At 56.9% G+C, this 14,332-nt stretch carries 17 protein-coding genes; 11 read left to right on the top strand and 6 right to left on the bottom strand.

The features are described from left to right. Positions 1-53 precede the first annotated feature (53 nt). From GVO84_RS15755 to hisP, 3 genes are read left to right on the top strand one after another with little or no spacing between them, the layout of a single operon-like run. Positions 54-740 carry a histidine ABC transporter permease HisQ gene (locus tag GVO84_RS15755; RefSeq protein ID WP_014832782.1) on the top strand — a complete coding sequence of 229 codons (687 nt, stop codon included), beginning with the start codon at positions 54-56 and terminating at the stop codon, positions 738-740. Continuing rightward, positions 737-1,453 carry an ABC transporter permease gene (locus GVO84_RS15750; RefSeq protein ID WP_008502590.1) on the top strand — a complete coding sequence of 239 codons (717 nt, stop codon included), beginning with the start codon at positions 737-739 and terminating at the stop codon, positions 1,451-1,453. The genes GVO84_RS15755 and GVO84_RS15750 overlap by 4 nt, the downstream gene beginning before the upstream one ends. An 8-nt stretch (positions 1,454-1,461) precedes the next feature. Next, on the top strand, positions 1,462-2,235 hold the full coding sequence (gene hisP, locus GVO84_RS15745) for a histidine ABC transporter ATP-binding protein HisP (protein ID WP_023312558.1): 774 nt from the start codon (positions 1,462-1,464) through the stop codon (positions 2,233-2,235). A 100-nt stretch (positions 2,236-2,335) separates the two neighbouring features. Here the strand turns inward: hisP and GVO84_RS15740 are convergent, their stop codons facing one another. The 4 genes from GVO84_RS15740 to yfcG all read right to left on the bottom strand — a co-directional run bounded on the left by GVO84_RS15740 (position 2,336) and on the right by yfcG (position 4,870). Next, positions 2,336-2,845 carry a GNAT family N-acetyltransferase gene (locus GVO84_RS15740; RefSeq protein WP_159514621.1) on the bottom strand — a complete coding sequence of 170 codons (510 nt, stop codon included), beginning with the start codon at positions 2,843-2,845 and terminating at the stop codon, positions 2,336-2,338. Positions 2,846-2,889: 44 nt separating this feature from the next. Then, positions 2,890-3,783 (bottom strand): TIGR01777 family oxidoreductase, encoded by an 894-nt coding sequence (locus GVO84_RS15735; protein WP_159514620.1) that lies wholly within the window; start codon positions 3,781-3,783, stop codon positions 2,890-2,892. A gap of 13 nt (positions 3,784-3,796) precedes the next feature. Then, complete coding sequence (folX, locus tag GVO84_RS15730; RefSeq protein WP_023336419.1) at positions 3,797-4,165, bottom strand: dihydroneopterin triphosphate 2'-epimerase; 369 nt, start codon at positions 4,163-4,165, stop codon at positions 3,797-3,799. Between the two features lie 75 nt (positions 4,166-4,240). Next, on the bottom strand, positions 4,241-4,870 hold the full coding sequence (yfcG, locus tag GVO84_RS15725) for a GSH-dependent disulfide bond oxidoreductase (protein WP_032659188.1): 630 nt from the start codon (positions 4,868-4,870) through the stop codon (positions 4,241-4,243). Between the two features lie 140 nt (positions 4,871-5,010). Between yfcG and yfcF the strand changes: the two genes are divergently transcribed. Genes yfcF through yfcD form a run of 3 tightly spaced genes read left to right on the top strand, consistent with a single transcriptional unit; the run spans position 5,011 to position 6,873 of the window. Further along, positions 5,011-5,655, top strand: a complete 645-nt coding sequence (gene yfcF / locus GVO84_RS15720; RefSeq protein WP_032643441.1) for a glutathione transferase — start codon at positions 5,011-5,013, stop codon at positions 5,653-5,655. Positions 5,656-5,711: 56 nt separating this feature from the next. Then, positions 5,712-6,263: a phosphodiesterase gene (gene yfcE / locus GVO84_RS15715; RefSeq protein WP_159514619.1), complete on the top strand. Its 552-nt coding sequence runs from the start codon at positions 5,712-5,714 to the stop codon at positions 6,261-6,263. Positions 6,264-6,318: 55 nt separating this feature from the next. Further along, positions 6,319-6,873, top strand: coding sequence for an NUDIX hydrolase YfcD (yfcD, locus tag GVO84_RS15710; protein ID WP_023312551.1), 555 nt, complete (start codon positions 6,319-6,321; stop codon positions 6,871-6,873). Between the two features lie 3 nt (positions 6,874-6,876). Here yfcD and GVO84_RS15705 read toward each other — a convergent pair whose 3' ends face one another. Continuing rightward, entirely contained in the window at positions 6,877-7,896 is a 1,020-nt protein-coding gene (locus GVO84_RS15705; RefSeq protein ID WP_023312550.1) for a LacI family DNA-binding transcriptional regulator, read from the bottom strand. Between the two features lie 234 nt (positions 7,897-8,130). Here GVO84_RS15705 and GVO84_RS15700 point away from each other — a divergent pair, with 234 nt between their 5' ends. The 5 genes from GVO84_RS15700 to GVO84_RS15680 all read left to right on the top strand — a co-directional run bounded on the left by GVO84_RS15700 (position 8,131) and on the right by GVO84_RS15680 (position 12,113). Beyond that, on the top strand, positions 8,131-8,574 hold the full coding sequence (locus GVO84_RS15700; protein ID WP_159514618.1) for a PTS sugar transporter subunit IIA: 444 nt from the start codon (positions 8,131-8,133) through the stop codon (positions 8,572-8,574). A gap of 80 nt (positions 8,575-8,654) precedes the next feature. After that, the gene (locus GVO84_RS15695; RefSeq protein ID WP_121425262.1) at positions 8,655-8,927 is read left to right on the top strand and encodes a PTS sugar transporter subunit IIB; all 273 of its coding nucleotides are present in this window, start codon (positions 8,655-8,657) and stop codon (positions 8,925-8,927) included. Between the two features lie 21 nt (positions 8,928-8,948). Beyond that, positions 8,949-10,340 (top strand): PTS ascorbate transporter subunit IIC, encoded by a 1,392-nt coding sequence (locus tag GVO84_RS15690; protein ID WP_023336412.1) that lies wholly within the window; start codon positions 8,949-8,951, stop codon positions 10,338-10,340. Beyond that, complete coding sequence (locus GVO84_RS15685) at positions 10,337-11,167, top strand: transketolase (protein ID WP_045354309.1); 831 nt, start codon at positions 10,337-10,339, stop codon at positions 11,165-11,167. The genes GVO84_RS15690 and GVO84_RS15685 overlap by 4 nt, the downstream gene beginning before the upstream one ends. Further along, entirely contained in the window at positions 11,160-12,113 is a 954-nt protein-coding gene (locus tag GVO84_RS15680) for a transketolase family protein (protein WP_159514617.1), read from the top strand. Before GVO84_RS15685 ends, GVO84_RS15680 begins: the two co-directional genes overlap by 8 nt. A 72-nt stretch (positions 12,114-12,185) precedes the next feature. On the opposite strand, the gene pta is transcribed toward GVO84_RS15680, so the two are convergent. Beyond that, the gene (gene pta / locus GVO84_RS15675) at positions 12,186-14,327 is read right to left on the bottom strand and encodes a phosphate acetyltransferase (RefSeq protein ID WP_121931907.1); all 2,142 of its coding nucleotides are present in this window, start codon (positions 14,325-14,327) and stop codon (positions 12,186-12,188) included. Positions 14,328-14,332: the final 5 nt, after the last annotated feature.

Genomic DNA, 14,332 nt, shown 5'->3' with positions numbered 1-14,332 from the left:
CGGGAGGGGATAAGACACGGTTCCACCACTCACGATACGACAGGGCTCGCGGTATGCTGTACGGATTTTCTGGCGTTATTTTACAGGGCGCGCTTGTCACCCTTGAGCTGGCTATCAGCTCCGTGGTGCTGGCGGTGCTGATAGGTCTGGCAGGCGCAGGGGCGAAGCTTTCGGCTAACAAACCGCTGGCGCTAATTTTTGAAGGCTACACCACGCTTATTCGCGGCGTTCCCGATCTGGTGCTGATGCTGCTTATCTTTTACGGTCTGCAGATTGCGCTGAACAGCGTAACGGACGCGATGGGCATGGGACAAATTGATATCGACCCGATGGTGGCCGGTATTATTACCCTCGGTTTTATCTACGGTGCCTACTTCACCGAAACCTTCCGCGGTGCCTACATGGCCGTGCCGAAAGGCCACATTGAGGCGGCAACCGCATTTGGTTTTACCTCTTCACAAACGTTTCGTCGGATTATGTTCCCGGCCATGATGCGTTATGCGCTCCCGGGCATCGGCAACAACTGGCAGGTTATCCTCAAAGCGACAGCGCTGGTCTCGCTGCTCGGTCTGGAAGACGTCGTGAAAGCGACTCAGCTGGCGGGCAAGAGCACCTGGGAGCCGTTCTACTTTGCGGTGGTCTGCGGCGTGATTTATCTGGTCTTTACGACCGTCTCCAATGGTGTGCTGCTTCTGCTCGAGCGTCGCTACTCCGTGGGTGTGAAGAGGGCTGACCTGTGATTGAGATTATTCAGGAATACTGGAAATCCCTGCTGTGGACGGATGGCTACCGCTTTACCGGCGTGGCGATTACGCTCTGGCTGCTGATCTCCTCCGTAGTGATGGGCGGCATTCTGGCGGTGTTTCTTGCCATTGGCCGCGTGTCGAACAATAAATTTATCCAGTTCCCGATCTGGCTGTTTACCTACGTGTTTCGCGGTACGCCGCTGTACGTGCAGCTGCTGGTGTTCTATTCGGGGATGTATACGCTTGAGATCGTAAAAGGCACTGAGATGCTGAATGCGTTCTTCCGCAGCGGTCTGAACTGTACGGTGCTGGCGTTGACGCTCAACACCTGCGCCTACACCACCGAGATTTTCGCGGGGGCAATTCGCTCTGTCCCTTACGGTGAAATAGAAGCGGCGCGCGCGTACGGCTTTTCCTCAGTGAAGCTTTATCGCTGCATTATTCTGCCGTCGGCACTGCGTATCGCGTTACCGGCGTACAGTAACGAAGTGATTTTGATGCTGCACTCCACCGCGCTCGCCTTTACCGCGACGGTGCCGGATCTGCTCAAAATAGCGCGCGATATTAACTCCGCGACCTATCAGCCGTTTACCGCGTTTGGCATTGCGGCGGTGCTCTATTTAATTATCTCTTATGTTTTGATTAGCCTGTTCCGTAAGGCTGAAAAACGCTGGTTGCAGCATATAAAACCTTCTTCGACGCACTGAGAAAGATGATGGCTGAGAACAAATTAAACGTTATTGATTTGCACAAACGCTACGGCGAACATGAAGTGCTGAAAGGGGTGTCGCTGCAGGCGAATGCAGGCGACGTGATCAGTATTATCGGCTCATCCGGCTCGGGTAAAAGTACCTTCCTGCGCTGCATCAACTTCCTCGAAAAGCCGAGCGAAGGCTCGATTGTGGTGAGCGGGCAGAATATTAACCTGGTCCGTGACAAAGACGGCCAGCTGAAGGTCGCGGATAAACACCAGCTGCGTCTCCTGCGCACGCGCCTGACGATGGTGTTCCAGCACTTCAACCTCTGGAGCCACATGACGGTGCTGGAGAACGTGATGGAAGCGCCGATTCAGGTGCTGGGCCTGAGCAAGCAGGAAGCCCGCGAGCGTGCGGTGAAATACCTGGCGAAAGTGGGTATCGACGAGCGCCAGCAGATGAAATACCCGGTGCATCTCTCCGGCGGTCAGCAGCAGCGTGTCTCCATCGCGCGTGCGTTGGCGATGGAACCGGAGGTGCTGCTGTTCGACGAACCGACCTCCGCTCTGGACCCGGAACTCGTTGGCGAAGTGCTGCGCATCATGCAGAAGCTGGCCGAAGAGGGCAAAACGATGGTGGTGGTGACGCACGAGATGGGCTTCGCCCGTAACGTCTCGAACCACGTGATTTTCCTGCATCAGGGGAAAATTGAAGAGCAGGGCCACCCGGACGAGGTGCTGGCGAACCCGCAAAGCCCGCGTTTACAGCAGTTCCTCAAAGGATCTCTGAAGTAAAGAGGGCATCAGACCGCAGTGCAGCCCAATCGCCCGGTGGCGCTTCGCTTACCGGGCCTACAAAAACCGTAGGCCGGGCAAACGCAGTGCCGCCCGGCATTCAGGCCGCACCGCACTCCAGCCGATACACCCAGTCGTCATAGCGCACGCCGTTAATCTCATACGCCTTTTCCAGCACCTGCGTACGTACAAACCCCGCTTTCTCAAGCACCCGCACCGAACCGCCGTTATCCGCCAGTACGTACGCGTTAATCGCTTTCACGCTGGTCTGGTTAAACGCGTAATCACACACCGCGCGCAGCGCCTCGCTGGCAATCCCTTTTCCCTGCGCGGCAGGCACAACCGTATAGCCGATATCGGCCTCTTCACGATTCTCAGGGCTGATTTGCAGACCAATATCACCCAGCGGCGTATCGTCCTCCAGAGTGCGGATCACGAAGACATGCTCCGCCATCAGGCGTGCGGCAAACGCGCGTCGGGTCTCTTTTTCCGGCGCGATGGCGGCCATGTAGCGCATGATGCTGCGATCTTCACGCAGCGAGCGAAAGAAGGCCCAGTCGGTGGGTTCGAAAGGAGTGAGGTGAAGTCGGGGAGTGGTGATGGTTGCCATTGTTACGCCATTTCTTCGGTACATGGCCTGTCACTGTAACATAATCACCGCACCACATCCCCCAGCGCCTCTTCTAATTCATACCAGCGGAACGCGAACCCGGTCGCTTCCAGCCGTTTTGGCAGCGCCCGCTGTCCGCCTAATACCAGCACGGACGCTTCACCCATCATCAGGCGAATGACCGTGGCAGGCACGCGCAATATCGCCGGGCGGTGCAGGGCATGTCCCAGCGCGTGGGCAAACTGTTCGTTACGCACCGGATACGGCGCAACCATGTTAAACGGCCCGCGCAGATCGTTATCCAGCAGCCAGAGAATACCGTTGACCATATCGTCGATATGGATCCAAGCCAGGTACTGACGACCATTGCCGATGGGGCCGCCGAGCCCGAGTCTGAAAGGGGGAAGCATCTTTGCCAGAATGCCGCCTTTCGGCGCCAGCACGACGCCGGTCCGCAGCAGGCAGACACGGGTACGATCGCTTTGCGCTGCAGAGGCGATACGCTCCCACTGGGCGCAGAGCTTATGGGTAAACTCGTTATGGGGCGGCTCTTCCTCAGTTACCACCACCTCACCGAGATCGCCGTAATAGCCCACCGCTGACCCCGAAATCAGCACCGAAGGCGGGGTGTGGCTATTACGGATCAGCTCGACCAGCTTTTCGGTAATGTTCCACCGGCTGCTGCATAACAGCTGTTTTTGCTCTTCCGTCCAGCGCTTATCGGCGATGGGTTCACCCGCGAGGTTAATGACGGCGTCGAAGCCGTCCAGATTTTGCTGCTCGGCCAGATTTTTCCAGATATCGATACCCGCCCCCAGCACCTGGCGCGCTTTCTCCGGGCTGCGCGTGACCACGGTGATGTCGTGATGCAAGGCCTGCAGACGCGCAATGAGGTGACGACCAATCAGGCCTGTACCGCCGGTCAGCAAAATCTTCATACAACCTCCAGGTTTACGCCTGGCGTCGCCAGCTTAACGTCATGGAGACGGAATCGGCGTAGCGCAGGGCGTGAAGTTTATCGATCTCAACTTCAGCATAAGTGACCCAGTGATGTTCGCGTGCGATATCGAGCACATCCTGAGTTAATTTTTCCAGCAGAGAGAAGCGGTTATTCTCCACGTACTGAATGATGTTTTTGGTGATTGTGCGGTAGTTCAGCGCGTCGTTGATGTCTTCGCTGGCCCGCGCTTTGTCTGCGGGGTAGTGAATCACCACGTTAATGACAATATCCTGACGGTTGGCGATCTCTTCCTCTTTGATACCGATGAAGGTACGCAAGCGTAAATTTTTTATACGAATAACAGCATCTGGCTGTGACATTGCAGGTCTTCTCCGTGTCAGTATTTCCTGCTCATCATACATGAGAGGCTCGCGGGCACCCAGTCTCATAGAGGGTTAAATCTGCTGGATTTTTTGCATCGCCCGCTCGGTGGCCGGACGGGTTCGAATGCGCTCAAACCAGTTGTTCACCGCCGGGTAAGAGGCCAGGTCAATGCGGTGTTTTTCATGCGTATTCACCCACGGCCAGCAGGCGATATCGGCAATACTGTAATGATCGCCGCCGAGCCACGGCGTTTTCTCCAGACGACGGTTCAGAACGTCATATAGCCGTTGAGTCTCAACCTGATAGCGTTCTATCGCATAAGGAATGGGCTGCGGGGCGTAAGCGGTAAAGTGATGGTTTTGACCCAGCATGGGCCCCAGCCCGCTCGTCTGCCAGAAGAGCCATTGCAGGGTATGGTGACGCTCGCGCAGTTCGCCGCTCAGCAGTTTGCCGGTTTTCTCCGCCAGGTAGAGCAAAATTTCACCGGATTCAAACAGGCTCAGCGGTCTGCCCCCGTCCGCCGGCTGGTTATCAATAATGGCCGGGATTTTATTATTCGGCGAGATAGCCAGAAAGAGAGGGCTGAACTGATCGCCTTTGCTGATATCCACGCGAATGATCCTGTAATCCAGCTCGGCTTCTTCAAGAAAGAGGGTGATCTTATGGCCGTTTGGGGTAGGGGCGTAATAAAGGTCGATCATTCTCAACTCCTGTCCATGCGAAGAGTGGTGCCATGACAAATGAGTATAGGTGGTTGTTGTAAATCGTGAGTTTTCATCAAGTGACAGCGAGGCAAAGAGATTATATGTTGAGTAAAAACCGATCAGCCTATGAGGATGTTATGAACCAGCCCGTCATCACGTTGTGGTCCGATGCGAATTTCTTTTCTCCCTATGTTATGAGCGTATACGTTGCGCTGGCCGAAAAAGGACTCACTTTTACGTTGAAGACCGTCGATCTTGACGGCGGCGAACATCTCAAGCCGCAGTGGCAGGGCTACGACCTGACCCGACGCGTGCCGGTGCTGGAGATTGACGGTTTTGCACTGAGCGAATCGTCGGCGATTGATGAATATCTGGAAGATCGGTTCGCGCCGCCCGAGTGGGAGCGCATCTATCCTCACGACCTGCAAAAACGCGCGCGGGCGCGGCAGATCCAGGCGTGGCTGCGAAGCGATCTGGTGCCGATTCGCGTGGAACGCTCAACGGACGTCGTGTTTGCCGGGGTGAAAAAGCCAGCGCTCAGCGCAGAAGGCCGTGAAAGTGCGCAAAAACTGATTGAAACCGCCACCTCGCTCCTCGCACACGGCAACCCGAACCTGTTCGGCGAGTGGTGCATTGCCGACGCCGATCTGGCGTTGATGCTTAACCGCCTGATCCTCAACGGCGATGAGGTGCCGCAGCTGCTGGTGGATTATGCCGCGTTTCAGTGGCAGCGCGCCTCCGTGCAGCGCTATGTGGCACTCTCGGCTAAGCGTGCGGGCTGATAAGCCCTGACGCTTCAGGTATGATGGGGGCAGTCTGTTTTCCCGAGGAGTGACTGATGAAACTGATGTTTGCGTCGGATATCCATGGATCGCTGCCCGCTACCGAGCGTGTCCTCTCCCTGTTTGCTCAAAGCGGCGCGCAGTGGCTGATTATTCTGGGGGATGTGCTCAATCACGGCCCGCGCAACGCGCTGCCGGAGGGCTACGCCCCTGCGCAGGTCGCGGAAAAGCTCAACCCGTATGCCTCGCGCATTATCGCCGTTCGCGGCAACTGCGACAGCGAAGTGGACCAGATGCTGCTGCATTTTCCCCTTACCGCGCCATGGCAACAGGTGCTGCTGGAACAAAGCCGCCTGTTCCTGACCCATGGGCATCTTTTTAGCCCGGATAATCTCCCGGCGCTCGCGGCTGGCGATGTCCTGGTTTACGGTCATACTCATATTCCGGTTGCTGAAAAGCGCAGTGAGATTTATCACTTTAATCCGGGTTCGGTCAGCATACCGAAAGGTGGTTATCCTGCGAGCTATGGCATGCTGGATGGAAATACCCTGAGCGTTATCGCACTTAATGATCAGCAAGTTATTGCGCAGATAGCGATTAATCCGTAAGTTACACCTCAACTGCAAACGCGCCGAAAGAGCGCTTAGAAGAGAAGGTTTCCCGATGGTGGAGCAGAGTCATTTGGCAAGTACAGAGTGGGTTGACATTGTCAGCGAAGAGAATGAAGTGATCGCGCAGGCCAGCCGCGAACAAATGCGTGCGGAGCGTCTTCGCCACCGCGCAACGTACATCGTTGTGCATGACGGGATGGGCAAAATTCTGGTCCAGCGCCGTACGGATACCAAAGATTTTCTCCCGGGTATGCTGGATGCCACTGCAGGTGGGGTTGTCCAGGCAGATGAAGTGCTGCTGGATTCCGCGCGTCGTGAAGCGGAAGAAGAGTTAGGTATTGCCGGCGTGCCGTTTGCCGAGCACGGTCAGTTCTATTTCGAAGACGAAAACTGCCGCGTCTGGGGCGGGCTGTTTAGCTGCGTTTCTCACGGCCCGTTTGCCCTGCAGGAAGAAGAGGTGAGCGAAGTCAGCTGGATGACGCCGGAAGAGATCACCGCGCGCTGCGACGAGTTTACGCCGGATTCGTTAAAAGCGCTGGCGCTGTGGATGACCCGCAACGCCAAAAACGAATCGACCAAATCAGAAAAAGAGGAAGAGGCTGAGTAAGATTCAGCAACTCTCTCTCAGACACAGACTGGACGCGATGGGCTTTTGATCGCGCCAGTCACCGTCATTCAGACGCTCCAGCAGCGCTTTCCCGGCTTCAATTCCAATCTTACGATGCGGCACCGCCATCGTCGTCAGCGGCGGCTGACAGACGCGGCTCACGTCGCTATCGCCAAAGCCTACCACCGCCAGATCGTCCGGCACCTTGATTCGCCTGCGCTGGCACTCGTACAGCGCGCCGCAGGCCAGCTCGTCAGAGACGCACACTAGCGCATCCAGCTCTGGCCATGCCAGCAAAAACTCAGGCAACTGCGCGGCACCCGTGGAGAAGCTCGGCGGCATCGCCGCGTTAATGACCCGGGTCGGCGACATATGGTGGCGAAGCATGGCTTTGTACCAGCCCTGCAGATGCTGCTGGAAAATCCACTGCTCCTGGTTGGCGCACAGCAGGCCTATATTTTGGTAGCCGCGCTTAATCACCATTTCCGTGAGTTCATACATGGCCGCTACGTTATCAATCCCGATATTCATATCAATCGGGTCGGCGCGCATGGCGCCCATCTCCATCACCGGAATAGAGGCGTTTTTCAGCCAGTGGCGAACGGTGTCGGTATGTTCAACGCTGAGCAGGATAGCGGCGGCAATATTCGACGCCAGCAGCGTCTCCAGCAACTTCTCCTCCTGCTCAAGACGATGCTGGGATTCAGCCAGCATAATCTGATACCCGGCAGGCTGTAGCACCTGCTGTAGCCCGGCGAACATCTCCGAGCAGCCGGCCTCGGAGAGATTAGGCACCACCATGGCTATCGTCCATGACGACGCCGAGGCCAGCGCGCTGGCGGCAAGATTAGGCATATAGCCCAGCTCCTGCACGGCAGCTTCAATTTTTTCTCGTAGTTTATCGGAAACCTGTTCGGGCGTGCGGAGTGCACGGGACACGGTCATCGTGCCCACACCGGCAAGCTGTGCGACATCGGCGAGTGTCACTTTACCAGTACTGCGCCGTTTTCGGGTTAGAGACATACACCTTCCTGCTGACCAGACGCGTTCTTCATTTCCTTCGCTTCACGTGACAGGCAGTATACGCCTTAAATCCCTTTTTTTGCTGTGATTTAGCACCGTGATTGCAATTTGATAGCGCTATCACATTTCTGCATGTTAACCGTTGGTAGCGCTATCTTTGTGATCGCGATCGCAGTCATTCAGCGATGGGTTGAATAAAGTTTGCTCATCTTTAGCGTGTAGCGGGAGTGAAAAGTGCTCAAAAAATGGATATATGATACAACCATCACGCTGCAGGATAGCGTGGATAACTGGCCGCAGGCGCTGGAGCTGTGCGCGAAGCCGCTTATGGATTTGCAGGTGATTGAGCCTGAATACGTCACGGCCATCATCCAGCAGCACCACACGTTAGGACCTTATTATGTGCTGGCACCGGGGCTGGCGATGCCGCATGCGCGGCCGGAGGAAGGCGCCAAAGGACTGGGGTTGTCTTTATTAAAACTAAAACAGGGCGTCTCGTTTGGTGCCGGTGAGTTTGACCCTGTCGACGTCATTATTATGCTCGCGGCACCCGACAAAAATAGCCATATTGAGATGATCTCTTCGCTGGCTGAATTATTTTCCAGCGATGCAGATATGGCGGAACTGCATCAGGCGAATACCCTGGAGGAAATTAAAACGATTATTGACCGCTTCTGATTTAATTCTTTAATCCGATTATTCACAACATTACGCGCCAGCGTGATGGGGCGTGCTCTACTCAAAATAAGGGGACAACAATGAAAATCATGGCTATTTGCGGCTCCGGCCTGGGCAGCAGTTTTATGGTTGAAATGAATATTAAAAAGGTGCTTAAAAAGCTGGAGATTGAGGCTGAGGTTGAACATTCCGATCTCTCCTCGGCTACGCCCGGCGCAGCCGATCTATTCGTGATGGCAAAAGACATTGCGGCCAGCGCCAGCGTGCCGGAAAGCCAGCTGGTGGTGATTAACAACATCATCGACATCAACGAACTTGAAGCGCAGCTGCGCGCCTGGTTCGAAAGACTTTAACCCTGATAAGGCGAGGTGGATATGTTTATCCTTGAAACGCTGAATTTCGTTGTTGATATTTTAAAAGTGCCTTCGGTGCTGGTCGGTTTAATTGCGCTAATTGGTCTGGTTGCGCAGAAAAAAGCCTTTTCGGACGTGGTGAAAGGAACGATTAAAACCATTCTCGGCTTTATTGTGCTGGGCGGCGGCGCCACTGTGCTGGTGGGGTCGTTAAATCCTTTGGGCGGTATGTTTGAGCATGCCTTTACGATCCAGGGCATTATTCCAAACAATGAAGCGATTGTGTCAATCGCGCTGGAAAAATACGGGGCAGCGACCGCGCTGATTATGGCCTTCGGCATGGTGGCGAATATTATCGTCGCGCGCTTTACTCGCCTGAAGTACATCTTCCTGACCGGACACCACACGTTTTATATGGCGTGCATGATTGGCGTGATCCTGACGGTCGCGGGCTTTGAGGGCGTGGGTCTGGTGTTTACCGGCTCGCTGATCCTCGGCCTGATCATGGCCTTCTTCCCGGCGATTGCCCAGCGCTACATGAAGCGCATTACCGGCAACGACGAAATTGCCTTCGGCCACTTCGGCACGCTGGGCTACGTGCTGTCCGGCTGGATTGGCAGTAAGGTTGGCAAGGGCTCCCGCTCAACGGAAGAGATGAACCTGCCGAAGAACCTGAGCTTCCTGCGCGACAGTTCGATCTCCATCTCCCTGACCATGATGATTATCTACCTCATCCTCGCGGTGAGCGCCGGGCGTGAGTACGTGGAGGCCACCTTCAGCGGCGGCCAGAACTACCTGGTCTACGCCATCATCATGGCGATCACCTTTGCGGCGGGCGTGTTCATCATCCTGCAGGGCGTGCGCCTGATTCTGGCTGAGATCGTTCCGGCCTTTACCGGCTTCTCCGAAAAACTGGTCCCTAACGCGCGTCCTGCTCTGGACTGCCCGGTGGTGTATCCGTATGCGCCCAACGCGGTGCTGATTGGCTTCCTGTTCAGCTTCCTCGGCGGGATTGTGGGGTTGTTCATCTGCGGTCAGTTCAGCTGGGTGCTCATCCTGCCGGGCGTGGTGCCGCACTTCTTCACCGGCGCAACGGCGGGCGTGTTCGGTAATGCCACCGGTGGACGCCGCGGGGCAATGATCGGCGCCTTTGCTAACGGCCTGCTGATCACCTTCCTGCCGGTCCTGCTGCTGCCGGTGCTGGGCGCCATTGGCTTTGCCAACACCACCTTCTCGGACGCCGACTTCGGCGCGGTCGGGATTGTCCTCGGCAACCTGGCGCGCTTCCTGTCGCCGCTTGCCATCACCGGACTGGTTGTGGCGTTGTTCGCGCTGCTGGTGGCATACAACGTCTTCGCGAAAAATAAACCTGCGGGCGGTAACGCGCAGGAAAACACCGGAGCCAAATCATGAATGAGAAAGAGATAACCGAACTCGCGCGTCAGATCCGTCTTGAGACGCTGAAATCCCTGACGCAGCTGGGCTTTGGGCACTACGGCGGCAGCATGTCGGTGGTGGAAACCCTGGCCGTGCTGTACGGCGCGGTGATGAAAATCGACCCGGCGGATCCGGACTGGCCGGAGCGAGACTATTTTGTCCTGTCGAAAGGTCATGCGGGCCCGGCGCTCTACAGCACGCTGGCAATCAAAGGCTACTTCCCGGTGGAAGAGCTGAGCACCCTGAACCAGAACGGCACTCGCCTGCCAAGCCATCCGGACCGTCTGAAAACGCGCGGCGTGGACGCCACCACCGGTTCTCTGGGGCAGGGGATCTCCATTGCTGGCGGTATGGCGCTCTCGCACAGGCTGGCGGGGCGACCGAATCGGGTCTTCTGCATCGTCGGTGACGGCGAGCTGAACGAGGGGCAGTGCTGGGAGGCGTTCCAGTTTATCGCGCATCATCGTCTGAACAACCTGACGGTGTTCGTGGACTGGAACAAACAGCAGCTCGACGGCGAGCTGGACGAGATCATCAGCGCGTTCGACCTGGAGGGGAAATTCCGCGCCTTTGGCTTTGACGTGGCGACGGTGAAGGGCGACGACATTCCGGGCCTGCTGGCGGTAACGTCGCGGGTCCCGGCTGCCGATGCGCGTCCGTTAGTCGTCATCCTCGACAGCATTAAAGGGCAGGGGGTACCGTACCTGGAACAGCTTAGCAACTCGCACCACCTGCGATTGACGGCGGAGAGCAAAGCGGCCCTCAACGAGACGATTCGCCAACTGGAGGCTTCACATGATTAAGGTTGCACCGGCAGGAGAGAAAGACGCAGTTGAGATGCGTAAGGTCTACGCGGGCTTCGTGGCAAAGCAGATTGAGGCAGGAAGCCAGATTATCGCCCTGGAAGCGGATCTGATGAGCTCGATGGCGATGGACGGCGTGGCGCGCGATTATCCGCAGCACGTGATTAACTGCGGCATTATGGAGGCCAACGTCATCGGCACCGCGGCGGGTCTGTCGCTTACCGGGCGTAAGCCGTTTGTTCACACCTTCACCGCGTTTGCCAGCCGTCGCTGCTTTGACCAGCTGTTTATGTCCCTGGACTATCAGCGCAACAACGTAAAGGTGATTGCCTCGGATGCGGGCGTGACGGCCTGCCACAACGGCGGAACGCATATGTCGTTTGAGGATATGGGCATTGTTCGCGGTCTGGCGCACTCGGTGGTGCTGGAGGTGACCGACGCGGTGATGTTCGAGGACGTGCTGCGCCAGCTTATCGACCTCGAAGGCTTCTACTGGGTGCGAACCATCCGTAAGCAGGCGCCGAGCGTGTATGCGCCTGGCTCAACCTTCACCATTGGCAAAGGCAACGTGCTGCGCGAAGGAACCGATATTACCCTGATTGCCAACGGCATCATGGTGGCGGAAGCGCTGGAAGCGGCGCGCCAGCTGGAGCAGGAGGGGGTAAGCGCGGCGGTCATCGACATGTTTACCCTGAAGCCCATCGACCGGATGCTGGTGAAAAACTACGCTGAGAAAACCGGGCGCATCGTCACCTGTGAAAACCACAGCATTCACAACGGCCTCGGGTCGGCGGTGGCGGAAGTGCTGGTGGAAACCTGTCCGGTACCGATGCGGCGTGTTGGGGTGAAAGAACGTTACGGCCAGGTGGGGACGCAAGACTTCCTGCAGAAGGAGTATGGCCTGACGGCACATGACATTGTGTCGGCGGTGAGGGAGCTGCTGTAAATAAAAAAGGCGACCCTTTGTGGTCGCCTTTTTGTTGCCCGGTAAGCGCTAGCGCCACCGGGCTTTTTAACATTACTGCTGCTGCGAAGACTGAATCGCGGTCAGAGCGATGGTGTAGACGATATCGTCAACCAGCGCGCCACGGGACAGGTCGTTCACAGGTTTGCGCATACCCTGCAGCATTGGCCCGATGGAGATCAGGTCTGCAGAACGCTGTACCGCTTTGTAGGTGGTGTTACCGGTGTTCAGATCCGGGAAGATGAACACGGTAGCGCGACCTGCAACCGGAGAGTTCGGCGCTTTGGATTTCGCAACGTCGGCCATAACGGCGGCGTCGTACTGCAGCGGGCCGTCGATCATCAGGTCAGGACGTTTTTCCTGCGCCAGACGAGTCGCTTCACGCACTTTCTCTACGTCGCTACCTGCACCAGAAGTACCGGTGGAGTAGGAGAGCATCGCGACGCGCGGTTCGATACCGAAGGCAATCGCGGAGTCTGCGGACTGGATAGCGATTTCTGCCAGCTGCTCTGCGGTTGGATCCGGGTTGATCGCGCAGTCGCCGTAAACGTAAACCTGTTCAGGCAGCAGCATGAAGAACACGGAAGAAACCAGAGAGCTGCCTGGCGCGGTTTTGATCAGCTGCAGCGGTGGACGGATGGTGTTCGCCGTGGTGTGAACCGCACCGGAAACCAGACCGTCAACTTCGTCCTGCTCCAGCATCAGCGTACCCAGCACCACGTTGTCTTCCAGCTGTTCGCGCGCAACGGCTTCGGTCATGCCCTTGCTCTTACGCAGCTCAACCAGACGGGCAACGTAGCTTTCGCGAACCACTTCAGGGTCAACGATTTCGATGCCAGCGCCCAGCTCAACGCCCTGAGACGCCGCAACGCGGGTGATCTCATCCGGGTTACCCAGCAGCACACAGGTCGCGATGCCGCGCTCTGCACAGATAGCAGCCGCTTTAACGGTACGTGGTTCGTCGCCTTCTGGCAGAACAACGCGTTTGCCCGCTTTACGCGCCAGTTCGGTCAGCTGGTAACGGAATGCTGGAGGAGACAGACGGCGGCTGCGCTCGGATGTCGCGGTCAGGGATTCGATCCAGTCTGCGTTGATGTAGCCCGCAACGTATTCCTGAACTTTCTCGATACGCTCGTGGTCATCAACCGGTACTTCCAGGTTGAAGCTCTGCAGGCTCAGGGAGGTCTGCCAGGTGTTGGTATTCACCATGAAGACCGGCAGGCCGGTGGCGAACGCGCGTTCGCACAGCTTGCTGACGCGTGGGTCCATCTCGTAGGCACCGGTCAGCAGGATCGCACCGATTTCCACGCCGTTCATCGCGGCCAGGCAGGCTGCAACCAGCACGTCAGGACGGTCTGCGGAGGTCACCAGCAGGGAACCTGCGCGGAAGTGTTCCAGCATGTGCGGAATGCTGCGCGCACAGAAGGTCACGGACTTCACGCGGCGGGTGTTGATGTCGCCTTCGTTAACGATGGTAGCGTTCAGGTGACGCGCCATATCGATTGCACGGGTGGCAATCAGATCGAAGCTCCATGGCACCGCGCCCAGTACTGGCAGCGGGCTGGATTCCTGCAGCTTAGCCGGGTCAACTTTGACAACTTTTGCTTTGGAAGAGTCGTCGAAGATCTCGGACAGGTCAGGGCGAGTACGGCCCTGCTCATCCACCGGTGCGTTCAGTTTGTTCACGATCACGCCAGTGATGCTGGTGTTTTTCGCGCCGCCGAAGCTGCTGCGCGTCAGTTCGATACGCTCGTTCAGCTGCTCTGGGGTGTCGGTGCCCTGAGACATCACGAAAACGATCTCTGCGTTCAGGGTTTTCGCGATTTCAAAGTTCAGAGACTGGGCAAACTGGTGTTTGCGAGTCGGGACCAGGCCTTCAACCAGTACCACTTCCGCGTCTTGCGCGTTAGCATGGTAGTTGGCGATGATCTCTTCCATCAGCACGTCTTTCTGGTTGCTGGACAGCAGAGATTCAACGTGGCTCATCTTCAGCGGTTCAGCCGCTGGCAGATTGGAGTTCTTGCGAACGATAGTGGTGGTCTGGTCTGGCGCATCGCCACCGGCACGTGGCTGGGCGATTGGCTTAAAGACGCTCAGACGAACGCCTTTGCGTTCCATAGCACGGATAACGCCAAGGCTGACGCTGGTCAGGCCGACGCTGGTTCCGGTAGGGATCAGCATAATAGTACGGGACACGGTTT

It is taken from the genome of Enterobacter sp. SM3 (genome assembly GCF_009811935.2).
Lineage (GTDB): Bacteria > Pseudomonadota > Gammaproteobacteria > Enterobacterales > Enterobacteriaceae > Enterobacter > Enterobacter asburiae_D.
Note: the sequence above shows the minus strand (reverse complement) of the source record. Positions and strands in the feature narration are given on the sequence as shown.

Bases quoted from the DNA above. Each gene is read 5' to 3' on its own strand.
- GVO84_RS15755 (WP_014832782.1), top strand. From the start codon at position 54: ATGCTGTACGGATTTTCTGGCGTTATTTTACAGGGCGCGCTTGTCACC.
- hisP (WP_023312558.1), top strand. From the start codon at position 1,462: ATGGCTGAGAACAAATTAAACGTTATTGATTTGCACAAACGCTACGGC.
- GVO84_RS15740 (WP_159514621.1), bottom strand. From the start codon at position 2,845: ATGGCAACCATCACCACTCCCCGACTTCACCTCACTCCTTTCGAACCC.
- GVO84_RS15735 (WP_159514620.1), bottom strand. From the start codon at position 3,783: ATGAAGATTTTGCTGACCGGCGGTACAGGCCTGATTGGTCGTCACCTC.
- folX (WP_023336419.1), bottom strand. From the start codon at position 4,165: ATGTCACAGCCAGATGCTGTTATTCGTATAAAAAATTTACGCTTGCGT.
- yfcG (WP_032659188.1), bottom strand. From the start codon at position 4,870: ATGATCGACCTTTATTACGCCCCTACCCCAAACGGCCATAAGATCACC.
- yfcF (WP_032643441.1), top strand. From the start codon at position 5,011: ATGAACCAGCCCGTCATCACGTTGTGGTCCGATGCGAATTTCTTTTCT.
- yfcE (WP_159514619.1), top strand. From the start codon at position 5,712: ATGAAACTGATGTTTGCGTCGGATATCCATGGATCGCTGCCCGCTACC.
- yfcD (WP_023312551.1), top strand. From the start codon at position 6,319: ATGGTGGAGCAGAGTCATTTGGCAAGTACAGAGTGGGTTGACATTGTC.
- GVO84_RS15705 (WP_023312550.1), bottom strand. From the start codon at position 7,896: ATGTCTCTAACCCGAAAACGGCGCAGTACTGGTAAAGTGACACTCGCC.
- GVO84_RS15695 (WP_121425262.1), top strand. From the start codon at position 8,655: ATGAAAATCATGGCTATTTGCGGCTCCGGCCTGGGCAGCAGTTTTATG.
- GVO84_RS15690 (WP_023336412.1), top strand. From the start codon at position 8,949: ATGTTTATCCTTGAAACGCTGAATTTCGTTGTTGATATTTTAAAAGTG.
- GVO84_RS15685 (WP_045354309.1), top strand. From the start codon at position 10,337: ATGAATGAGAAAGAGATAACCGAACTCGCGCGTCAGATCCGTCTTGAG.
- GVO84_RS15680 (WP_159514617.1), top strand. From the start codon at position 11,160: ATGATTAAGGTTGCACCGGCAGGAGAGAAAGACGCAGTTGAGATGCGT.